Here is a 22,428-nt window from a genome sequence, read left to right as displayed (position 1 = left end):
ATCCCGATATCGACCGGATGGTTGATAGGTCGATATGCCACGGAAATAGCACGGAGCGGCGAAGGGAAAGTTATCGAAGATGAAGTATTAGATGGGTTTTCGTTTCTTCTTTTTTGGTTTTTTAGTTAATGGGTTCCTGTTCTTCTATAAGTATTTTCTGAATGTATTCTTATGTACCTATTGGCTGTTATCGGAAATGGACTACATATGTTTTCGTATGATTATTATTTTTAAATCCTGTCTTTCTTTCTAGTATTTGGGTCTGCGTTTATCAGGGCGCAATCTTCGGCTGTCGCGTAATGGTCGGAGGCGCTCTAGGCGGCCGTCCCGGTTGCGCGCAAAGGCTTGGCTACCTTGGCCGGTTCGTACTGCATCGGCTCTCCAGGGAGCAGCCAGGATGTTCCACAACTCCAAAGGAAATCAGATGAACAAGTTCAAACGTGCAATTCTTGCGCCCCTCGTTGCGTCGGGCACCCTTCTCGCGCTGATGTCCCCCGCGGCCCATGCGGTCGATGGGATCGTCAACTTCTCGGGCAACATCACCGACGTCGCGTGCGATATCAACGGCCAGGCGCCGGGTGCGGGCAACGTCACCAACGTCGACCTGGGTATCGTGGCGCCGACCCATTTCACCGCCGTCGGAACCAACTCCACTTTCCAGGAGTTCGATCTGGTCCTCTCCGGTGCCGGCTGCACCAATGACAAGAAGGTTTCCATCGCCTTCGATACGGTCACCAACGTCGACCGCATCAGCGGCAACCTGATGCTGATGGGGCCGTCGAAAGCCAAGGGCGTGCAGATCCAGATCTTCAACAATTCGGCGGCCAACACCACGAAGATCCCGCTGGGCTTGGTCGAGGCCGCCCCGCAGAAGGCAACCATCGACAAGAACACGGCGACCCTGAAGTACAAGGCCTCCTATGTGTCCACCGAGAAGACCGTGATCGCGGGTACCGGCCTGTCCCATATCCGCTACCTCCTGGCGTACGAGTAAGCGGCGGTCGACGGACGAAGAGGTGAGGCCATGGCGCCGCTAATGCATCGTTTTCATTCTTTCGTGGCGGCAAGCGCCGTGGCCATCGCCCTGTGCGCCGGAACGGCTCATGCCGGGCTGATCGCACAGGGCACTCGCGTCGTCTTTCCGGCCAGCGAGCGCGAGGTCACCTTGCGGGTCAGCAATACGTCCGGCACTCCCGTGCTGGCGCAAGCCTGGATCGACGATGGCCGGCAGGACGTTCCCCCCGAGGAACTGCAGGTCCCCTTCAGCGTCACGCCGGCCGTGACGCGAGTGGACCCCAATGGCGGCGCCGTATTGCGCATCGCCTACCTGAAGGCCCCGTTGCCGACGGATCGCGAATCGCTGTTCTGGCTGAATATCCTGGAAGTTCCGCCCAGGGACGAAGACGAAAACAATGCATTGCAGTTTTCCTTTCGTTCGCGCTTCAAACTCTTCTTTCGACCCAGCCAGTTGAAGAGTGTCGATTCGGCTGCCGGGAAACTTCAATGGAAGTTTCTGGAGTCAGGGGGAGCAGGAAAAAAGACCGTAGTACAGGTAAATAATCCGACGCCTTACTACGTTTCGTTCGCCAGCGTCGAATTGATTGTCGATGGCCGTGTCATGTCCGTGGGAAAGGGAATGGTCGCGCCATTCTCGACGAAGGAGTTCGACTGGCAGGGAAATCCGAAGAACATGGAAGCCGCTTCCGTCAGATACGAAGTCATCAACGATTACGGTGGCCGCAATACCCTCGATAGGGCACTCGGCAAATAACCCCTCCGTTTCCCCGCTTTTTACTTACGGCCCGACATATGAGTGGCGATTTTAAAATCGCTGCAGGGATTACATATGCCCAAAGTTTCTCTTCATAGGTGCTTGTCCGCTCCCGCTTACGGTGGGCAGGTCGCCCTGTTGCGAATGGCGATACAGGGAGGGATCGCCGTTCGTTCCCTGCGATTCGCCTGTCTGCTGGCACTGTTTCCTTCGCTGTCCTCCTGCCAGTCCTGGTCCTCCGTCGGCGCCGCCGGCGTAGCCGGGGCGAAAGCGAAGGAGGCCAGGGCGGGAGCACCGGCGAAACAGCCGCAGGCGCCCGCGGTGGCCGTTGCGTCACCGGCCGGCGGGTTGGACGCACCGTCGCGGCGGATCGTCTTCGACGCGCAGATGCTGGCCCTGGGGCCGGGCGGACGCTCGATCGATACATCGCGTTTCGAGCGCGGCGACGTCATCGAGCCAGGCCGCTATCGCCTCGACCTGCTGCTCAACAGCCGATGGCGCGGTGTCGAGGAAGTCGAGCTGCGCCGCCAGCCGGGGCGGGAAAGCGCGGTCTTCTGCTACGACCGGGGCCTGCTGGAGCGGGCGGGCATCGACCTGGAGAAGAGCGCGCGTGGCCAGGATCGTTCCTCGGCTCGCGATCCTCTGCCCGAAGGTTTGCACTGCGACCCTCTCGAGCGCTATGTGCCGGGGGCCCGGGTCAAGCTCGATATCGCCGAGCAGTCGATCTATATCTCGGTGCCCAGCTATTACCTGAGCCTGGATTCGTCGAAGACCTATGTCGATCCGGCGAGCTGGGACAGCGGCATTTCCGCCGCCTTGCTCAACTACAACAGCAATCTCCACGTCAGGGAAAACCACGGCAGGAGCGCCACCAGCGGCTATGCCGGGATGAACGCCGGCTTCAATTTCGGGCGGGCGCGCCTGCGCCACAACGGCACGGCCACCTGGTCGCGCCGCATGGGCAGCCATTACCAGCGTAGCGCAACCTATGTGCAGACCGACCTGCCGGCCTGGCGTGCGCAGTTATTGCTGGGAGAAAACTCCACCAGCAGCGAGTTCTTCGATGCGGTGTCCTTCCGTGGCGTGCAGCTTTCCAGCGATGACCGGATGCTGCCGGATTCGCTGCGCTACTACGCTCCGGTGGTCCGTGGGACCGCCAGTACCAATGCGCGGGTATCGGTCTACCAGCGTGGCTACCTCATCTACGAAACCACGGTGGCACCCGGGGCGTTCGCTCTCGACGAACTGCAGACCGCCAGCTATGGCGGGGACCTGGAAGTGCGGGTGACCGAAGCCAGCGGGGAAGTCCGCAGTTTCATCGTGCCGTTCGCCACCACCGTACAACTGCTGCGCCCCGGGACCACGCGCTACAGCCTGACGGCCGGGCGGCTCAACGATCCCAGCCTGGAGCGTCGCCCGAACATGCTGCAGGGCGTCTACCAGCGCGGCCTGGGCAACGACGTCACCGCATACGCGGGCGGGGCCTTCACCGGCAGCTACATGTCCGGGTTGATGGGCGCGGCGCTGAACACGCCGGTGGGCGGATTCTCCGGTGACGTGACGCTGGCGCGTACCGAGGTTCCCGGCGACGACCGCCTTAGCGGCTCCAGCTACCGTCTCGCCTACAGCAAGAACCTGCCGAACACCGGCACCAACTTTTCGCTGCTCGCCTATCGTTACTCCACCGGTGGCTATCTCGGCCTGCGCGACGCGGCCTTCATGCAGGACCGGGTAGAGCGAGGCGAGCCGCTGGAGTCGTTCTCGCGCTTGCGCAACCGTCTCGACGCCAACATCAGCCAGCAACTGGGCAACGGCGGCAACCTGTACCTGAACGGCTCCTCGCAGCGCTACTGGAGCGGCGGCGGGCGGGCGGTCAACTTCTCCGTCGGCTACAGCAACCAGTGGCGCGACGTCAGTTACTCCATTTCCGCGCAACGCCTGCGCAGCCACTACGAAGGCTTTTCCAGCGGTGACAAGCGCGGCGAGACCAGCACGCTGTTCAGCCTGAACCTGTCCATTCCGCTGGGCGGCGCGGGACGCGGGTCGCCGACCCTGAGCAGCTACCTGACCCGCGACAGCAACAGCGGAACCCAGCTCACCAGCGGGGTTTCCGGCATGCTGGGCAAGCGTGGCGAGGCCTCCTACTCGCTGTCGGCCTCCCATGACCGCGACAGCCGGCAGACCTCGAAGAGCGCCAGCCTCGACTATCGACTGCCGCAGGTCGAACTCGGCTCCAGCCTCTCGCAGGGACCGGGCTATCGGCAGTTGTCGGTCAAGGCCGCGGGGGGCCTGGTCGCGCACAGCGGCGGGATCACCGCGGCACAAACCCTGGGCGAGACGATCGGCCTGGTCCACGCGCCAAACGCCAGGGGCGCGGGTGCCGGCTACTCGGGAAGCCGGGTCGACCGCCACGGCTATGCGGTGATTCCCAACCTGCTGCCCTACCAGTTGAACAGCGTCGACCTCGACCCCAACGGCATGGCCGACGAGATCGAGCTGAGGTCCAGTTCGCGCAACGTGGCGCCCACCGCCGGAGCTGTGGTGCGCCTCGACTATCCGACGCGGGTGGCGAGGCCCTTGCTGGTGGATAGCCGGATGCCCAGCGGCGAGCCCCTGCCGTTCGCCGCGGAAGTGCTCGATGCCCACAGCGGGCAGCCGGTGGGCGCCGTCGGCCAGGGCAGCCGCCTGGTGCTGCGGGTCGAGCAGGATCGCGGCTCGGTTCGGGTGCGCTGGGGCAACGAGCCGCAGCAGCAGTGCCTGGTCGACTATGCGCTGGGCCCGCGCGAGACGACGCCTCCCGTCCTGCAACTGGCATGTCGCCCGGCGTCGGCCGCCGACCGGGAGCGCACGCTGTGACCGGCGTCGGCCTGGGACGATGCGGCACGGCCTGGGTCCTGCTGGTGGCGCTGGTGGCCGATGCCTCCGCCTCGCTGTCCGTGATCGGGACCCGTTTCATCTATCCGGCGGGCGTTTCCGCGCTGACGATTCGCGTCGGTAACGTCGGGACGCGCCCGGCCCTGGTCCAGGCCTGGCTCGATCGCGGCGACGAGACGGCGGACCCGAGCGCTGTCACGGTGCCGTTCATCCTGTCGCCGCCGCTGTTGCGCATGGACCCGCAGGAGACCCAGGCGCTCCAGCTTCGCCATACCGGCGAGCCGCTGCCGGACGACCGGGAATCGCTGTTCTGGGTCAACCTGCTGGAGGTGCCGGGGCGGGAGGACGGCAGCGGCAACCTGCTGCTGGTGAGCTACCGCCTGCGGATGAAGCTCCTGTTCCGTCCGCAGGGTCTGGCCGGCGATCCGCGAGCCGCCGCGCGCCAGGTCGTCTGGCGCCTGCGTCCGGCGGTACGGCCGGGGCAGCGGGCGCTGCTGGAGGCGGACAACCGCAGTCCCTATCACGTTTCCCTGGTGCGCCTGGAGCTGGGCGAGGGCGACCTCGCCATGTCCCTCGGCAGCCTCACCCTGCCGCCTTTCGCCCTTACCCCGTTGAGTCTGCCGGCCGTGCCCGGCGAGGCGGCGCGGGTCCATTTCGATGCGGTGGGGGATGACGGCCAGATCGAGCGCGGCGACGCGCCGGCAGAGAGATACCCGTAGGAGTTCGGCAGGGCCCGGGGAGTTGGGCTCCTGCCGTAGCACGGCCCTGCGAATAGGTCGCGGGGTTTCACTGGAGGAAGGAAGCACATGAACAAATGCTATGCACTGGTCTGGAACGTATCCCAGGGCTGCTGGAACGTCGTCAGCGAAGGCAGTCGCAGGCGCGGCAAGCCCGCCGGCGCCAAGGCGGCGATCGCCTCCGCCCTGGCCCTGCTGGGCGCCACGGCCCTGGCTCCGGCCTATGCGCTGCCAAGCGGGGGAACGGTGGTCGGCGGGAGCGCGAACGGGGAGATACACCTGTCGGGCGGCAACAGCCTGTCGGTCAACCAGAAGGTCGACAAGCTGATCGCCAACTGGGACTCCTTCAGCGTTGCCGCCGGCGAGCGGGTGATCTTCAACCAGCCGAGCAGTAGCTCGATTGCCCTGAATCGGGTGATCGGCACCAAGGCCAGCGATATCCAGGGCCGGATCGATGCCAACGGCCAGGTCTTCCTGGTCAACCCCAACGGCGTGCTCTTCGGTCGCGGCGCCCAGGTCAATGTCGGCGGCCTGGTGGCTTCCACGCTGGACATCACGGATGCCGAGTTCAACGGCAACTCCTCCAGATACCGTTTCACGGGTCCCTCTACCAACGGTGTCCTCAACCACGGGGGCGCCATCACCGCGGCGGAAGGCGGCAGCATCGCCCTGCTGGGCGCGCAGGTCGACAACCGCGGGACGGTCCTGGCGCAGATGGGCGGTGTCGGGCTCGGCGCGGGCAGCGACCTGACGCTGAATTTCGACGGCAACAAGCTGCTCGACATCCGCGTCGACGCCGGGGTCGCCAATGCGCTGGCAAGCAACGGCGGCCTGCTCAAGGCCGACGGGGGGCGAGTCCTGATGGCGGCCAGGACCGCCAATGCGCTGCTCAACACGGTGGTGAACTCCCAGGGTGCCATCGAGGCCCGTTCGCTGCGCGGCAAGAACGGGCGGATCGTGCTCGATGGCGGCCCGGACGGCAAGGTCATGGTGGGAGGCGCCTTGTCCGCCAATGCGCTGAAAGGTCCGGGGCACGGCGGCACGGTCGAGGTCCGGGGGCAGGCGGTGGAAGTGGCCCTGGGCACCCAGGTGAACACGCTCGCCAGCAATGGCCTCAACGGCACCTGGAAGATTGCCGCCGACAAGATCGACGTGCGCCCGTCGGCGGTGTCGGATGGCGTCACCGTTCATGCCGACACCCTGTCGCGGAACCTGGCGAGCACCAATATCGAACTGGTTTCGACCAAGGGCGACCTGGACCTCGACGGCTCGGTGAGCTGGGCATCGGGCAACCGGCTGGGGCTGGGCTCCGCGGCCGACCTGACGCTGAATGGCAGGCTGAATGCCAGTGGCGCCAAGGCTGGGCTGGAGCTGAAGGCCGAAGGCGCTATCGATATCAATGACAAGATCGTTCTCGGCGGGGCTGGCAGCGCGCTGGCCATGGATGCCGGCGAAGGCCACCGGGTGAACGGCACGGCGTCGGTCTCCCTGGCCGGGGCCAACGCGACCTACGTCTCCGGCGGCTATTACTACACGGTGGTGCAGAACCTGGCGCAGTTGCAGGCGATCAACAAGAACCTAGACGGCCTGTACGTGCTCGGCGGCAATATCCTGGGCGGCAGCTATTACTGCACGGCACTGCAGTCCATCGGCGGGCCCGCCGGCGTCTTCAGCGGCACCCTGGACGGTCTCGGCAACAGCATCGGCAATCTCTCGATCAGCAACACCGGGCCGAATGTCGGGCTGTTCGCCCGCTCCTCGGGCACCCTGAGCAACCTGAAACTGAACAACCTGCGGGTATCCGATAACACCTACGGCTCCGGTCCGTCTTCGCTCGGCGCCCTGGTCGGGATCAACAGCGGGCGTATCGCCAACGTCAGCGCCAGCGGGGTCTCGGTCGTCGGCAGCCGACTGCGCTCCAACGCACTGGGCGGCCTGGTCGGGCGCAATATCAACGGGCAGATCACGAACGCATCCGTCAGCGGCGGCGTCACCGCTTATGCGGCGAGCACAGCGGTCGGCGGTCTGGTGGGGGAGAACTTCACCACCGCCTGGGGGCCGGAGGCGGTCATCGAGAACGCCCACAGCAACGTCCATGTGGCTGCACAGTCCACCGAGCGCAACAGCCTGGGCGGCGTCGGCGGCCTGGTCGGACTGAATGCGAAGGCCACGATCAGGGCGTCCGGCAGCCAGGGGAAGGTCGAGACCTACCGGCCCGGCCTGAACGTCGGCGGCCTGGTCGGCTACAACATGTTCGGCCACGTCTCCGATAGTAGCGCCAGCGGCCAGGTGGAGGCCGGCGGCGCGGGGTATACCGGCGGGCTGGTCGGCCTGAGTTCCGGCGGCGAGATATTCCGCTCGCAGGCGAGCGGGTCGGTGTACAGCAAGGGCGGCCTGGCGACCGGAGGGTTGATCGGCAAGGCAGAAGGCAACGGCATGCTCGGAAACCTGAAAGCCAGCGGCAGCGTCATGGACCAGGGGGGCGCGGATCTGGGCGGGCTGGTCGGCAACAACAGCCAGGGTGCCATCGAGACCGCCGAGGCGACGGGCAAGGTCAGCGGCGGCAGCAACAGTCGCGTCGGCGGTCTGATTGGACACAACCTCGGCGGTTCCGTCGCCCATGCGATCTCGCGCGGCGACGTGAGCGGCGGCTTCAACAGCCTGGTGGGCGGGCTCGTCGGCCACAACGGCGGCGAACTGTTCAACGTGGATGCCAGCGGCAGGGTCAGCGCCGCTGCGAGTGCGTCGGTTGGCGGCCTGGTCGGCAGCAACGCCGGTTCGATCCTGTCGGCGCGCAGCAGCAGTACCGTTAGCGGCGGCGGGCGCAGCCGCATCGGCGGCCTGGTCGGCGAGAACCAGATCCAGGGACGCATCGTTTCGTCCATGTCGGAAGGCACCGTCAGTGGCGACTACTACGTCTCCATGGGCGGGCTGGCCGGCGTCAACCTGGGATCGATCGAGTACTCCGGCGTCAGCGGCAAGATCGACTTCAAGCCTCAGTCCCATTACGGCCAGATCTACGGTGCGCAGGTCGGCGAGAACCGTGGGGTCCTGGGCGGCAACTACGTGATCGGCGAGGCGGCGCTCCTGCCGCCTGCCGGTATCGACTACGGCAACATCTGGTAAGGCCGGCAGGGGAGGTCCCAGGCGGACCTCCCTTCCCGGCCGGGGCCGCTCTCGCCTGGAGTGTGGCCCTCTTCCGCAGGCGCAATCTTGGAGAGTTCCATGAGCATGAGGTTATTTCCCGGCCGCGTTTCCCTGCGCCGCCGGCCTGGCGCGCAGGCTCGGCAGGCGCTCGTTCTCGGCCTCTGCTGCCTGACCGGCGGCCAGGCCTGGGCCCTGAACGAGGTCGCCCTGAACTGCTCGTTCGGCAATGGCAAAGGCTTGCCCTGGCGTGTGGTGAACGAGCTGACCAGCGGCACGGCGAAAGGCACGGTGCTGTTCGCCAGGCCGGTGAGCCTGTTCCTGAGCTACAAGCCCCAGGCTTCCCAGGAGGCGCATGAGCTGGTCCTCGGGGGGAACTGGTCCGGGGTGGGCTATCCGGGGCCCTACGGCACGGTAGCGTCCGACGTCAAAGGCATCGGCTATCGGATCTCGGTGGATGCCCAGGACGGCGTCAAGCGGGTGATTCCGGTCGACAACCAGCCCCATGCGCTGGACAAGCGAGTCACGAGCTTTTCCGGAAGCACGACCAGCGACTACCTACAGGAACTGGTCCTGACGGTCGACCCCGGCGAGTTGCCTGCCGGCGACCTGAAGGTAACCAGCGTATCCGGCAGCGCCACCCTGAATCTCTGGGCGGTGGACAGGCTGAAGGGCGAAGCGTCCATCGGCAGCGTCCTGGCGGTGCCTGCGGACAACTACCCCACCGGGGTTTGCCGAAAGCCCTATTCGCTGATCGGCCCGGCCTCCATCGCTATCGGCGGCGGTCCCCCGCCGCCGCCGATCCCGAAGAAATGCAAGGTCGAGGTGGGACGGGAAATCAACGTCAAACTGGGTAGCGTCGCGTTGAAGAATTTCCCGCGGGTCAACGACACCTCCACGGAGCGCTCCTTCGATATCTCTCTCAGCGAGTGTGCGGCGCTGGCCAAGCCGGAAATCGCTTTCCGCGACAAGTATGTCTCGGCGCAGCAAGCGGACCCGACGATCCTCAGCTTGAAGAGCGGCGGCGCGGCGGGGTTCGGCATCGTCGTGAAGAACGGCCTGGACCAGCAGCGGATACGTTTCGACGGCACGCCCTACCCGATGCGGCGTGTCGGCGACAGCGCCGACCTCCCGCTGAGTGCCGCCTACATCCGTATCGGCGCGGAGGGCGAATTGAAGGCCGGGGTCGCCGACGGCGCCGCCGAGTTCACGTTTACCTTCCCCTGAGCGGCGCCGCCGCTCTTTCCCCGGCGTTTCCCGCCCCGCCTCGGGAAGCGCCGTCGGCCGCTTTCGCGCCAGCCCTCGCGAAGGCTCGGCCCCTCACCTCCAGTGGTTGCAGATCGCCGAAGGCGCTCTGCATATCGCTCCGCTGCTCGTCCTGGGTCTCGTGCGCACATGCCATTCCCGCACGCGGAATACCGATATTGCGTATGGGCGAAGGCTTTCTGAGGGATATGCAAGTTTCCTCGGTAGGATTTCGCGCAAATAAACGAACGCTATTTTCCAGGCGATAGTTTCAGGTTGTCGCGGAACTCTTTTTTCAAACTTTTTGCTGCTCTGGCTTGTCCGTTTCGTATTTCATAATTTCTCATAAGTGTCTGCGTAGGCGTTTTTCGGGGGCTGTTTCAAGTGTCTTTGTTGTTAGTTTACGAGGCGAAAAAATAGTAGTTTTACTATATTAAATATCGTCGGTTTCACTAGAAAATACACATGTTCACTTTGAACCGGGGCAGTGGCGTCGGCGGATTCCGGACCGCGCTTTCCTCCTTGCCGGCCGAGCGGCGGCCGCCTGCCTGCGGCAGGCATGACCGAGACCACAGGTTTCCTGGTAACGCTTTCGCCTGCCGTGTACCGCTTAAGGAGACGCAAGGATGTCCCTACATCGCATTCGCGTAATGGTTGCGGATGATCATCCCGCCATTTCGCTGGGTATTTCCTACGAACTGAGTCAGTGCGGTTCTTTGGAGATGCTCGGTCAAGTTTCCAATTCTACCGAGTTGATCGGCCGGCTCGACGAAGGCGACTGCGATGTCGTTATCGTCGACTATACGATGCCGGGCGGGAAATATGGCGATGGACTGGCATTGTTGTCATTGCTGCGACGACGTTATCCGCATCTGCAATTGGTCGTCTTTACCATGCTGAACAATCCGGGTCTTATCCGGGCCATTCTCAAGCAGGGTATCAATTGCATCCTCAGCAAGTCCGACTCGACCAGTCACCTGCTGGCGGCGGTGAGCGCGGCCTATTCGCGAAACCAGTATTTCTCGCCGTCGATCAGGGACATCTTCGTCAACCAGGTGCTTTCCTCGCACAACGAACGGCTGACGCCCCGGGAGGCGGAAATCGTCCGTCTGTTCGGCTCCGGACTGACCATCACCGAAATCGCCGAGCGCTCGCATCGCAGCGTGCAGACCATCAGTACGCAGAAGGTCAGTGCCATGAAGAAGCTCGGCATCAAGCGCGATGCCGACCTCATCAGGTATGCGGCCGAGGGCTATTGCCGGATGCCCTGACGGATCGGCCCGCTTCACCAGGGCAGCGGCTGGTTCCGATAATCGACGAAGCGACAGGCATTCACGCCCGCGGCATCCTCCACCGCCGCGACCAGTCCGGCGGCGCTTTCCTCGACGCTCAGCGGCGCGCTGTCGCCGCCCATTTCGGTACGCACCCAGCCGGGATGCAGGAGCAACAGGCTGAACGGCAACTCCTCGAACTCGCCCTCCCAGCTGCGTACCAGGCTGTTCAGCGCCGCCTTGCTGGCGCCGTAGAGCGGCATTGTGGCCGACAGGCCCAGCGCCAGGCTGGCCATCTGCGAACTCATGAACGCCACCACGCCACCCCGGCTAACCCGCCCGGACAGTGCCCTGGCCAGGCGCAGCGGCGCGATGGCGTTGGTCAGGAACAGCTGGGCGGTCTGCTCGGCGTCGATTTCCGCCACATCCTGTTGCTGCGGGCCGTAGATGCCGGCGTTGACGATCAGGCGATCGATCCGCCGCTCGCCCAGCGCCTCGCCGATGCGTTCGGCGCAGTCGCGTTGGTTGAGGTCGCCGGTCACCGCTTGCAAGCGCTCCCCGGCTCGCTCCGCCAGTGCCTGCAGCCCGGGAGAGCCTTGCGGTCGCCGGGCGACGGCGAATACCTGTGCGCCGCGTTGCAGGAAGGCATCCGCCAGTCCCAGGCCGATGCCGCGCGAGGCGCCGACGATCAGAACGTTGTGCATGAGGTTCTCCGGGCGATAAAGCGGACAGGATACCCAAGCGCGTCCCGCTGCGGTAACCGCCGCGGCGACCGGCCGCGGCGGCCTCGACCTTACCGCATGGCGCTGCCGCCCAGGCCGGCGAGGTACAGGTCGAGCAGGCGGTCGTCGAACTCCGGCTCGCGCACGGCGCTCCCGCGCAGGTGTTCCTCGACGTTGGTGCAGTCCCAGAGATAGGTATCCTGGTACAACTCGACGGTGCTGCGGCCGGCGTACATGTTGTCGCGGAACATACTCAGCAGGGGATAGAGCGGGGCGTCGCGATTGTCTTCCCAGAGACTTACCCAGTCGTCGAACGGCATCTGCCGGAGGGGACGCCCGGCGCGTCGCCCGAGACGGTCGAAGAACTCGTCCAGGGTCAGGCAGCGCGGAATGCTCGGCACCAGGTTGAATTTCTTGCCCAGCGCCGAAGGCTGGCGGGCGATGACGCTGATCGCCTCTACCATGTAGTCCACCGTGGTCAGGCCCTCGCGCAGCTCGCGCAGGAGCGGCACGGCCCGGTACTCCAGGCAGGTCCGCGCCAGCCGGCTCCACCACTGGTAGTCGGCATGGGCGCCGGTACGGCTGTGGCAGGTGGCGTAGCCGAGGCGGAAGGTCATCAGCGGCAGGCCGCGTTCGGCGGCGAGGTCGGCGATCTTTTCCATCACCCATTTGCTGCGCACGTAGCCCATGTCGGTGACCACCGCCGGCAGGTTCTGGTCGATGTCGTCGTCCTCGCGCATCAGGCGCTTGCCGGTATGCAGGTGGCCCCAGCTGTACACCGAGATGCTCGACAGCAGCATCAGCGGCTTGCAGCGGCCGCTGGCGCAGAAGCGCAGGACCTGGCCGAGCCCCTCGACGTTGTCGCGCTTCATGTAGCTGTATGGCTGGATGAAGTTCACCGCGCTGGCGGAATGGAAGACCTGGTCGACGCTGCCGGCCAGCTCGCGGTAGGTTTCCGCCGGTAGTCCGAAACCTGGTTCTGCGAGGTCGGCGGCGTAGGCCCTGACCCGTCGCCAGTCCGACTCGGCGAGTTCGATGCGGTGCTGCCGGGCGGCCTGGCGCAGGCGTTCGAGGGCGTGGGCGTCGTTTTGCGCACGGACCGGACAATGCAGGTCGGCCTCGCGGCTGGCCAGCAGCTCGGCGAGCAGGTGGGCGCCCATCAGCCCGCTGGCGCCGGTGAGCAGGATGTGCCGTGGCGCGAGCAATTGGGCGGTGTCCATGGGCCGGCTGAAATCCACGTCGGCGGGCAGGCGCACGTCCCGTTGCAGCTCCTGGGCCGGTTCGCTGTCCAGCGCCGGCGGCGCTTCGCCGGCGCGCCGCGCCAGGCTGGCCGCCAGTTGGCGCACGCTCGGGGTGCGGTAGATGTCGTGGATGTAGGCACGGTTGCCGAAGCGTCGGCTCAGTTCGCGCACCAGGGCGGCGGCCAGCAGGGAATGGCCGCCGACCTCGAAGAAGCTGTCGTCCAGGCCGAAGTCGGTATGCCCCAGCACTTCCTGCCAGGCCAGAGCCACTTGCAGTTCGCCGGGAGTGCCGAAGCGTTGCTCGTCGAGTCGTTCCTGGCATTGTTCCTCCAGGCGTCGACGCAGGGCCTGGCGGTCGATCTTGCCGTTGACCGTGGTCGGCAGGCTGTCCAGCGACAGATAGCGGCTGGGCAGCATGTAGTCGGGCAGTTCCTGGCGCAGGGCGGTCTTGATGGCGGCGAGCACGGCCCTGGCATCGCCGCCCCGCTGGCGGGGGACCACGAAGGCGCTCAATTGCTGGCTACCGCAGCGTGGGTCGGCATGCGCCAGCACCACCGCGCCATGGATCGCCGGCTGGCGCAGCAGCGCGGCTTCGACGTCGCCGAGTTCGACGCGGTGGCCGCGGATCTTCACCTGGTCGTCCAGCCGACCGAGGAACTGCAGGCTGCCGTCGGCCAGCCAGCGGGCCTTGTCGCCGGTGCGATAGAGCCGGCGCCGCAGTGCCTGCGAGTAGTGGAAGCGCCTGGCGGTCATGTCCGGGTCGCGCAGGTATTCGCGCGCCAGGCAGACGCCCGCCAGGTTCAGCTCGCCGGGCCGGTCGCCATGGCAAGGCCGGTCGTCGGCGTCGAGAATGAATGCCTCGCAACCGTCGATGGGCGTGCCGATTGAGGCGGGCCGCCGATGAGCTTCGGCGTCGACGATGCGGCAGGTGGCGAAGACCGTGGCTTCGGTCGGGCCGTAGTAATCCACCACGGTATAGGGCAGCCCGCCGGTTGCGACCGGCGGCAGTTTTTCCCCGGCGCAGAACAGGTAGCGCAGCGCCAGCGACGGCGGAGCGGGTTGCTCCACCAGCGCAGGGACCATCACGGTAGGCGCGAAGGCATGGCTGATCCGCTGCTCGGCGAAGAATGCCAGCAGCGCCGCCGGGTCCGGGCGCACCTCGTCGGGCACCAGGTGGAGGCAGGCGCCTGCGCACAGGGTGGACCAGATTTCCCATTGGCAAACGTCGAAGCCGACGCCGGCCATCAGGGTGGTGCGGCTCCGTTGGTCCATCTCGAAGCGCCGGTTGTGCCAGTCCACGAGGTTGCTCAGGGAGCGGCTCTCGATCACCACGCCCTTGGGTTCGCCGGTGGTGCCCGAGGTGAAGATCACATACAGCGCTTCGCTGCCGTCGAGCGCCGGCCTCGGCGCGGCACCCGCCGCGCTCGTCGCGAGCACCTGTGCGATGACCTCCACCGGTTGCCCCGGCAGGTCCTCGGCCTGGGTGGCGAGGGCCACGGGGGCCTGGCACTGGCGGAGGATTTCCTGCTTGCGCCTGTCGGGTTGCCGACGGTCCACCGGTACGTAGGCCGCTGCGCACTTGGCGGCCGCCAGGATGGCGATGACCAGTTCGGCCGAGCGTTCGGCCAGCAGGGGCAGCCGCTCGCCCCGGGCGACGCCGCGCCTGGCCAGGTGGGCGGCCAGCCGGTCGCTGAGTCGGTCGAGTTCGCGGTAGCTGAACGAGCGCTCGCGATCGACGAGGGCGGGGCGTTCGGGATGGGTATCTGCGTGTTGCCTGAATAAGCCAAGAACAGAATCTTTCGACATGGCTGAGACTCCTGTCTTGCCGGTTGAAAAGACGTTATCCGTGGTTTTTCAGCGTATCGAGCGGGGACCAGGGGGAAGGCTGGCGATAGGCCTGGTCCAAGGCTAGCCCCGAGGGGAAATGCGGCAACTGCCATTTGGTACAGGGTAAGGGGGGCTCGCCGCCGGGGTCGCCAGGGGGCGCCCCGGACATTTTCGGCAGCGGGACCGGACTCAGTCCAGTTGGCCTTCCCGGTCGTCGAAGATCGCTTCTATCGCCAGTCCGAACACCCGGGCGAGCTTGAAGGCCAAGGGCAGGCTTGGGTCGTAGCGGCCGGTTTCGATGGCGTTCACCGTCTGCCGCGATACCTCCAGCTTTCCGGCCAGCTCCGCCTGTGACCAACCGCGCTCCGCGCGCAACTCGCGAACCCGGTTCCTCATGCGTAGCGCCTCAGTCCCAGGACGCAGCCGATGGCCCAGAACGCGCCCATCAGGGGCCAGACGAAGAACATCGAGAGTTTCGGAAAGCCGGTGGTTTCGAGGAAACCGTAGGCGAAGGTGAGCAGGGCGGTGCCGACGAAGGCCAGGGCGAGGGCTTCGAGATGGATGCGCCGGGCCATTTCGTCGAGGCGCCGCAGGTAACGGATCACCACCAGCGCCAGGGCGACCATCGGTGGCACCGGCAGCAGGGCGAGGAAGACCCGGCCGGCGCCCGGTTCCGTGCCTGCCAGCAACTGGCCGCTGATCAGAACGGCAGCGGCATAGCCGACCAGCGCGAGAAGCAGTTCGAGGAAGAAACGTTTGTGGGTCATGGTTGAACCGTCCATGTAAAGGGAGCTTTACATTGGCCGGGGTGCTCTTCTTTGTCAAGCAAGCTTTACATTCTCTATGGGCTTGCCTTGGCGAGGAGACTCGGGGATGGTAGCGGGCGGTCTCTGGGAGAACGGCGAAATGGCGACGGGCGACGAATTCGACGCGCTGCTGGTGGAAGCCGGCCGCACACCGATGCGCGGCTGGGAATACGACTATGGCGGACGCATCCGCCTGGAACCGCCGCCATGGGATTTCCCGGGGCGCATGCTGGAGCGCTGCCGGGCCGCCGCCAGCCTGCTGGACATGGGCACCGGCGGCGGCGAATGGTTGAGCCGGCTGCCGTATCGTCCGCCGCTCACCGTGGCTACCGAGGGCTGGGCGCCCAACCTGGAGATTGCCCGGGGTCGCCTGGAGCCCCTGGGCATCCGCGTGGTCGAGGTGGAGGGCGCGCCGGACAACCATCGCCAGGGCCGGGAGGGCGATGGCGGCGGGGCGTTGCCGTTCGCCGATGGCACCTTCGACCTGGTCGGCAACCGCCACGAGTCCTATCTGCCATCGGAGGTCCGGCGGGTGCTGGCGCCCGGCGGCTGTTTCCTCACCCAGCAGGTGGCCGGCGACTTCAACCGCGAGTTCTATGCGTTGCTCGGCGAACCGGCGCCGACGCCGGAGGCGCCGCACTGGAACCTGGGTTTCGCCCGGGCCCAGCTGGAGGCCGCGGAGTTGCCGCCGGTGGCAGGCGGCGAAGGTTGGGAGGTGTTGCACTTCGCCGATGTCGGCGCCCTGGCCTGGTACCTGTTGAACCTGCCCTGGGTATTTCCCGGTTTTTCCTTCAGGCGCCACCGCGAGCGCCTGCGCGGCCTGCACGAGAGCGGCAAGCCGCTGGCGGTGCGGCAGTTCCTCTTCTGGCTGGAGGCGCGCAGCCCCCAGGCCGCGCGCGGCTAGAGGAAGAGTCGCTTCACCAGCTCGGTGCGGCTGCGCGCGCCGGTCTTGCGGAACAGGTTGAGCAGGTGGGTCTTCACCGTCGGCAGGCCGAGTCCGAGGCACTGAGCCAGGCATTTGTTGCTGACGCCGTCGCGCAGCAGCAGGGCGATCTCCCGTTCCCTCGGTGTCAGGCCTTGCAGGCGCTCGGCGCTGGCCGTTGGCGTGGCGCATGCCTGCGCCGCCAGCTCCATCAGGCCATGCAGGGCGCGCAACTGTCGCAGCTCCTGGTCGGAGAAGGCCCCTAGGCGGGCGTCGCGCAGCAACGACAGGGCCGCGACCGGACGCTGATGCGCATGCGCCAGCACCTCGACCACGTCGCAGATCCCGTGGCGTCGCAGGAAGCCCTGGTACAGCGCGCTGTCCTCCGCGGGCTGGCGGGCGATGCCCTGGCGCAGCGGCACCACCGGCGAAGCGCTGGCCAGGCAGTGGCGCGGCTGCAGCGGATCGTAGTCGCGGTAGTGGCGCAGGTAGTCGCGGTGCATGCCGGCCGGCATCCGCAGGAGCTGGAAATCGTGTGCGCGGCAGTCCTCGTCGATGCGATAGAACACGCACAGGCTGGCCGGTACCACCTGGGTGAAGGCCTGCATGCAGCGCGGGCCGAGGTCGGGCGACAGGGTCGAAGGCATGGCGCGGGACTCCCGTGGGACGAGGCGGCGGGACGTCCACTGTCCTGCCTGCCGGGCAGAATGTCCATGCCCCGGCGCGCCGTCTTGTCTTTCGCTGCCTGGCTTGGCAGGCAGCGGCAAGAAACCCGGCAGGCTGGAGCAAGCGAGCGGGGGAGCGGTGGGTCCAGAGTATTCCCGGGTAGTAGGCGCATGCACGACGCAGCGCCGTCGCCAAGCCGAGGAGCACACATGAGTATTGCCATCGACCCGTCCGTCAGCGCCTTCTTGCGCAGTCCCCATGGCCTGCTGATCGAGGGCGAGTCCGGGCCGGCGCGTTCCGGCGCCGACATGCCGCTGTACGACCCGGCGACCGGTGCCGAGCTGGCGCGCGTGGCCCGCGCCGGCGCCGAAGACGTCGATCGGGCGGTCGCCGCCGCGCGGCGTGCGTTCGAAGGCAACTGGGCAGGCCAGCGCCCGGCCGATCGCGAGCGCCTGCTGCTGCGACTGGCGGAACGGATCGAGGCGCATGGCGAGCAACTGGCGCAGCTGGAGACCCTGAACAACGGCAAGTCGATCAACCTGTCGCGGGCCCTGGAGGTCGGCGCCTCGGTGGAGTTCATCCGCTACATGGCCGGCTGGGCGACCAAGATCGAGGGCCGCAGCCTCGACCTGTCGATCGCTGCGGTCCCAGGCGCGCGCTACCGGGCCTACACGGTGCCGGAGCCGGTGGGCGTGGTCGGAGCCATCGTGCCGTGGAATTTCCCCTTGCTGATGGCGATCTGGAAGATCGTCCCGGCCCTGGCCTGCGGCTGCACCGTAGTCCTCAAACCGGCCGACGAAACCCCGCTGACCGCCCTGCGCCTCGGCCAGTTGTGCCTGGAGGCGGGGATTCCACCAGGGGTGGTGAACATCGTCACCGGCACGGGCGCCGAGGCCGGCGCGGCACTGGCGGCGCACCCGGGCATCGACAAGCTGGCGTTCACCGGCTCGACCCCGGTGGGCAAGCTGATCGGGCATGCGGCGGTGGAGAACATGACGCGTTTTTCCCTCGAACTCGGCGGCAAATCCCCGGTGATCATCCTCGATGACACCAGCCTGGACATGGCTGCCGCCGGTTCCGCCGGCGCGATCTTCTTCAACCAGGGGCAGGTCTGCACCGCTGGTTCGCGCCTCTATGTGCAGCGCAAGCGTTTCGACCAGGTGCTGGAGCGCCTGGCGGCCATCGCCGGCGACCTGAGCATCGGCCCCGGCCTGGATCCGACCACGCAGATCAACCCGCTGGTCTCGGCCAGGCAGCAGGAGCGGGTGCTGGGGATGATCGAAAGCGGGGTGGCCGAGGGCGCCAGCGTGGTCTGCGGCGGGGCGCGCCAGGGCGAGACGGGGTTCTACGTGCAGCCGACGATCCTTGCCGACGTTACCCCGGGGATGCAGGTGGTGCGCGAGGAAATCTTCGGGCCGGTGCTGGTGGCGACGCCCTTCGACGATCTCGACGAAGCGGTGCGTCTGGCCAACGACAGCATCTACGGGCTCGGTGCGAGCATCTGGTCCAACGACCTGCGCCAGGTCATGGACCTGGTGCCCAGGATCAAGGCCGGCACGGTATGGGTGAACGCCCACAACCTGCTCGACCCGTCGATGCCGTTCGGCGGCTTCAAGCAGTCCGGCATCGGTCGCGAGATGGGCCATGCGGCGATCGAGGCGTACACCGAGAACAAGTCGGTGTGCATCGCCTACTGATATCGATGAAATCGGGGTGAGCCGATTCGTTCGGCTCTTTCGCTGCCCTCCGCGGCAGCCTTTTGTTCGACACGCTTCGCCTGCCGGCGGAGCGTACGGGACGCCGGCGCGTCCCGCAGGGCGCCTGGCGCGCCCTGGCAGGGCCTGACGCAAGAACAACAACAGCAACGCTGCCGTCGAGGATACGTCGATGTCCAACTCCAGACTCACCCAGCACCTGCTCCGCGGGCGGGTTGGTTTCCCCACCGCCCTGGCCAGTTCGGTCGGGTTGATCATGGCCAGCCCGGTGATCCTCACCGCCACCACCGGCTTCGGCCTGGGCGGCGGAACCTTCGCCGTGGCGATGCTGGTGGCGCTGCTGCTGATGCTGGCGCAGTCCACCACCTTCGCCGAGGCCGCCTGCCTGCTGCCGACCCGTGGCTCGGTCTACGACTACCTGTCGTGCGGCCTCGGGCGCTTCTTCGCGATCACCGGCACGCTGTCGGCCTACCTGATCGTCCATGTGTTCGCCGGCACCGCCGAAACCATGCTCAGCGGCACCATGGCGCTGGTCAACTTCGAGTCGCTGAATACCCTCACCGAGCCGGGCGGCGGCGCCTGGCTGGTGGGTGTCGGCATGGTGCTCTGCTTCGGCCTGCTGAATGCGCTGGGGATCACCGCCTTCGGTCGCGCCGAAGTGATCCTCACCTTCGGCATGTGGAGCACCCTGATGATCTTCGCCGTGGCCGGTCTGCTGCGCCTGCCCGCGGTGGAGTTGCAGGGCTGGTTCGGGGCCTCGATGGTCGGCGACGACCTGCCGACCCTGCTGTCGCTGGTGGGCATGGCGATGTTCATGTTCGTCGGTTGCGAATTCGTCACGCCGCTGGCGCCGGAGGTGCGCCACGCTTCGCGGACCCTGCCGCGGGCGATGGCCCTGGGGTTGGTCGGGGTGGCCTGCTGCATGTTCCTCTATGGCGCGGCGATGCGCCGGCAGGTGGAAAACCTCGACCTCGGCGGCGGCCTGCACCTGCTGGAGACGCCGATGGCGATCCCGCGATTCGCCGAGCAGGTGATGGGACCGTTCGGACGCATCTGGCTGGGCGTGGGCCTGCTGTTCGCCGGGGCCGCCACCATCAACACCCTGATGGCCGGCCTGCCGCGGATTCTCTACGGGATGGCGCTGGATGGCGCCTTGCCGAAGGCCTTCACCTACCTGCACCCGCGCTTCAAGACACCGTTGCTGTGCATCGCCGTGGCAGCGGCGATTCCCTGCCTGCACGCCTGGTGGCTGGGCGGCGACAGCGAAGGGATCATCCACCTGGTCCTGGCGGCGGTCTGCGCCTGGGGCACCGCCTACCTGCTGGTGACCCTCTCCGTGGTGCTGCTGCGCATCCGTCGCCCGGACCTGCCGCGCGCCTACCGCTCGCCGCTGTTCCCGTTGCCGCAGCTGTTCTCCAGCGCCGGAATCCTGCTGGGGATGTTCTACATCACGCCGCCGGGTATGAACCCCGCCGACATCTACCTGCCGTTCGCCCTGATGCTCGGCCTGGCGGCCGCCTACGCCCTGTTCTGGACCCTGTGCGTACAGCGGGTGAATCCGTTCCGTCCGCTGGCGGTGGAAGAGGTGCTGGAGAAGGAATTCGCCGAAGAGGACCAGCAGCAGCGGGAGAAGGCGCATGTCCGCCTGGGCGCGCTGGTATGAGCGCCACTGGCGCGACTGGCGGCCAGCCGCCTATCGCCCCGGAGCCACCCTGGCCCTGGTGCGGCGCAACCTGGCTGCGTGCGACGGCGAGGCGCAGGACGGCAGGCTGTTGCTGCGTACGAAAGAGCTGAGCCTCGAGGTTCGCGAGCGGGTCCAGGCGCACCTGTTCATGCATATCGTCAGCACCGAGTTCAGCCTGTTCGTGGCGGCGCCCGGGGGGCCGCCGGCCAGCCTGGAGCTGCGTCACGCCGGTTGCTTGCGGCGTCGCGGCATCCTTTGCAAGGTGCGCCGCGGGAGCGGGCTCGAGCCGTTGCGGGAGGCCTTGCAGGGGGGCGACCGGGCCTTGCTGGAGCAGCTCATGCCGCTGGACTTCCGGAGCTTGCGCCTCTGCCGCGACGACAGGGGCTGGACCGTGAGCCTGGAACACCTGGGGGCGTGCGAGGTGGTCAACCGCTTCCCCGCCTATCGCCGCTACATCCCTCTGGTCGCCGAGCAGCGCCTGGCCCTGCTGGGCGCCTTCGCCCAATTGCAGCGCCTGCTTTCTCCCGCCTGAACGGCCCTTGCCGGCTCTCCCGGATGCGTATCCGCCGGTCCATTTGCGCTAGCTTGTGGGTATATCGATAACATGTTAATCATATCGGCAGCGCTGCGTGGCTCGGTAATTGCCGCGCCATACAACAATAACGATGGCCGTTGCCGTCAGGAGGTGCCCGGTGCATACCCTGTCTTCCGCACACAACAGCTTCGAAGCCTGGAACCAGGCGTTGCGCCAGGTCTGCGGGCGCTTCGAATCGCAGCCCGCGCTGAACCGGACGCTGTTCATCGGCGATATCTCGCGGCAGGACCTCGGCGGCCTGGAGCTGGCGCAGATCCGCACCAACGCCGGGCGCATCGCCCGCCAGGCCACCCATGCCGATCATGACGACGACCGTCACTGCTTCCTGGTCGTCCAGCGCAGCGGCCATGCGCAACTGCGCCAGGGTGGGGACAGCATAGAGCTGGCGCCAGGGGAAATGGCGCTGATGGACTCCGCGGGCGGCTGCGAGATCATTCCCCACGGACTCATCGAACACACCTCGTTCCATCTCTCCCGCGACCAGGTATGCCGGCACCTGCCGCCCAGCCAGCGGGCCTTCGGCAAACTCTCGCCGAACTGCGCCAGCGGTCGCCTGCTCGGCCTGCTGGTGCAGCAGGTGTGCGCCGGAGAACTGCAGCCGTGGGCGGTGGCGGACGAGGGCGGGGCGTTGCAGGAGGCGCTGATCGCCCTGCTCGGGCCGGCGCTACAGCACGCCGGCGAGGAATTGGAGGGACCGCTGGCCGGGCTCTATGGCTACAGTCTGCGCCGGCACGCGGAGCGCCTGATCGAGCAATCCCTGCAGGAGCCGCGCCTGAGTCCGGACATGCTCGCCGGCCGCCTGCGCATCTCGGTGCGCCAGTTGTACCGGTTGTTCGAGGAGCAGGGCGACAGCGTCTGCCGCTACATTCTCCGCCAGCGCCTCAGCCGCAGCGCCGCCGACCTCGGCAACCCACGGCTGCGCGGCGAATCGATCACCTCCATCGCCTTCAAGTGGGGTTTCAGCGACTCGGCGCATTTCAGCCGGGCGTTCAAGAAGCAGTTCGAGGTTTCGCCCAAGGACTATCGGGCCGGCGCGCTACCGGCCTGACGCCGCCGCGCGCTGCCATTCGTCCCGCCGATCCGCGCCGCTGGCGGAGCTGGCCCGGTGAATGCTTGACGCTTCACCGGAGGCACAGCAAGAATGCGGCGTGTCAGGTTGCATGAAAATAACGGCGGCGCTGTCCGGGGTACCTGCCGCGACAAGCAGC

Annotated in this window: 17 protein-coding genes; 12 read left to right on the top strand and 5 right to left on the bottom strand. The window is 66.7% G+C overall.

Annotated features, from left to right (window positions below):
* The first annotated feature begins 424 nt into the window (after positions 1-424).
* From HMPREF2581_RS19430 to HMPREF2581_RS19400, 7 genes are all read left to right on the top strand, one after another.
* The gene (locus HMPREF2581_RS19430) at positions 425-994 is read left to right on the top strand and encodes a fimbrial protein (protein WP_003137599.1); all 570 of its coding nucleotides are present in this window, start codon (positions 425-427) and stop codon (positions 992-994) included.
* A gap of 30 nt (positions 995-1,024) precedes the next feature.
* Positions 1,025-1,771 (top strand): molecular chaperone CupB2, encoded by a 747-nt coding sequence (gene cupB2 / locus HMPREF2581_RS19425; RefSeq protein ID WP_003093375.1) that lies wholly within the window; start codon positions 1,025-1,027, stop codon positions 1,769-1,771.
* A 321-nt stretch (positions 1,772-2,092) separates the two neighbouring features.
* Positions 2,093-4,627: a fimbrial biogenesis outer membrane usher protein CupB3 gene (gene cupB3 / locus HMPREF2581_RS19420; protein ID WP_003137603.1), complete on the top strand. Its 2,535-nt coding sequence runs from the start codon at positions 2,093-2,095 to the stop codon at positions 4,625-4,627.
* Positions 4,624-5,364: a fimbrial biogenesis chaperone gene (locus HMPREF2581_RS19415; RefSeq protein WP_003137605.1), complete on the top strand. Its 741-nt coding sequence runs from the start codon at positions 4,624-4,626 to the stop codon at positions 5,362-5,364. Before cupB3 ends, HMPREF2581_RS19415 begins: the two co-directional genes overlap by 4 nt.
* 87 nt (positions 5,365-5,451) lie before the next feature.
* A complete protein-coding gene (locus HMPREF2581_RS19410) occupies positions 5,452-8,508 on the top strand; it encodes a two-partner secretion domain-containing protein (RefSeq protein ID WP_003137608.1) in 3,057 nt (1,018 codons plus the stop codon).
* Between the two features lie 99 nt (positions 8,509-8,607).
* Complete coding sequence (locus HMPREF2581_RS19405; protein WP_011666547.1) at positions 8,608-9,753, top strand: fimbrial protein; 1,146 nt, start codon at positions 8,608-8,610, stop codon at positions 9,751-9,753.
* A 644-nt stretch (positions 9,754-10,397) separates the two neighbouring features.
* Positions 10,398-11,042: a response regulator gene (locus tag HMPREF2581_RS19400; protein WP_003093364.1), complete on the top strand. Its 645-nt coding sequence runs from the start codon at positions 10,398-10,400 to the stop codon at positions 11,040-11,042.
* A gap of 14 nt (positions 11,043-11,056) precedes the next feature.
* Here HMPREF2581_RS19400 and HMPREF2581_RS19395 read toward each other — a convergent pair whose 3' ends face one another.
* The 4 genes from HMPREF2581_RS19395 to HMPREF2581_RS19380 all read right to left on the bottom strand — a co-directional run bounded on the left by HMPREF2581_RS19395 (position 11,057) and on the right by HMPREF2581_RS19380 (position 15,599).
* Positions 11,057-11,746 carry an SDR family oxidoreductase gene (locus tag HMPREF2581_RS19395; protein ID WP_003093362.1) on the bottom strand — a complete coding sequence of 230 codons (690 nt, stop codon included), beginning with the start codon at positions 11,744-11,746 and terminating at the stop codon, positions 11,057-11,059.
* A gap of 89 nt (positions 11,747-11,835) precedes the next feature.
* Positions 11,836-14,811: a non-ribosomal peptide synthetase gene (locus tag HMPREF2581_RS19390; RefSeq protein WP_003137623.1), complete on the bottom strand. Its 2,976-nt coding sequence runs from the start codon at positions 14,809-14,811 to the stop codon at positions 11,836-11,838.
* Between the two features lie 210 nt (positions 14,812-15,021).
* The gene (locus HMPREF2581_RS19385) at positions 15,022-15,228 is read right to left on the bottom strand and encodes a helix-turn-helix transcriptional regulator (RefSeq protein ID WP_003093358.1); all 207 of its coding nucleotides are present in this window, start codon (positions 15,226-15,228) and stop codon (positions 15,022-15,024) included.
* Positions 15,225-15,599 carry a hypothetical protein gene (locus HMPREF2581_RS19380; RefSeq protein WP_003093356.1) on the bottom strand — a complete coding sequence of 125 codons (375 nt, stop codon included), beginning with the start codon at positions 15,597-15,599 and terminating at the stop codon, positions 15,225-15,227. Before HMPREF2581_RS19380 ends, HMPREF2581_RS19385 begins: the two co-directional genes overlap by 4 nt.
* Positions 15,600-15,705: 106 nt before the next feature.
* Here HMPREF2581_RS19380 and HMPREF2581_RS19375 point away from each other — a divergent pair, with 106 nt between their 5' ends.
* Positions 15,706-16,542: a class I SAM-dependent methyltransferase gene (locus HMPREF2581_RS19375; protein WP_003132375.1), complete on the top strand. Its 837-nt coding sequence runs from the start codon at positions 15,706-15,708 to the stop codon at positions 16,540-16,542.
* On the opposite strand, the gene HMPREF2581_RS19370 is transcribed toward HMPREF2581_RS19375, so the two are convergent.
* Complete coding sequence (locus HMPREF2581_RS19370) at positions 16,539-17,207, bottom strand: helix-turn-helix transcriptional regulator (protein WP_003113042.1); 669 nt, start codon at positions 17,205-17,207, stop codon at positions 16,539-16,541. The two genes, HMPREF2581_RS19375 and HMPREF2581_RS19370, sit on opposite strands and share 4 nt — an antisense overlap.
* 228 nt (positions 17,208-17,435) lie before the next feature.
* Between HMPREF2581_RS19370 and HMPREF2581_RS19365 the strand changes: the two genes are divergently transcribed.
* The 4 genes from HMPREF2581_RS19365 (at position 17,436) to feaR (ending at position 22,268) form a co-directional block, all read left to right on the top strand.
* On the top strand, positions 17,436-18,923 hold the full coding sequence (locus HMPREF2581_RS19365) for an aldehyde dehydrogenase family protein (protein WP_003137624.1): 1,488 nt from the start codon (positions 17,436-17,438) through the stop codon (positions 18,921-18,923).
* Positions 18,924-19,113: 190 nt separating this feature from the next.
* On the top strand, positions 19,114-20,604 hold the full coding sequence (locus tag HMPREF2581_RS19360; RefSeq protein WP_003093348.1) for an APC family permease: 1,491 nt from the start codon (positions 19,114-19,116) through the stop codon (positions 20,602-20,604).
* On the top strand, positions 20,579-21,157 hold the full coding sequence (locus tag HMPREF2581_RS19355) for a DUF3156 family protein (RefSeq protein ID WP_003137625.1): 579 nt from the start codon (positions 20,579-20,581) through the stop codon (positions 21,155-21,157). The genes HMPREF2581_RS19360 and HMPREF2581_RS19355 overlap by 26 nt, the downstream gene beginning before the upstream one ends.
* Before the next feature lie 160 nt (positions 21,158-21,317).
* A complete protein-coding gene (feaR, locus tag HMPREF2581_RS19350; RefSeq protein WP_003093343.1) occupies positions 21,318-22,268 on the top strand; it encodes a transcriptional regulator FeaR in 951 nt (316 codons plus the stop codon).
* Positions 22,269-22,428: the final 160 nt, after the last annotated feature.

It is taken from the genome of Pseudomonas sp. HMSC057H01 (assembly GCF_001836405.1).
Taxonomy (GTDB): domain Bacteria; phylum Pseudomonadota; class Gammaproteobacteria; order Pseudomonadales; family Pseudomonadaceae; genus Pseudomonas; species Pseudomonas aeruginosa.
Note: the sequence above shows the minus strand (reverse complement) of the source record. Positions and strands in the feature narration are given on the sequence as shown.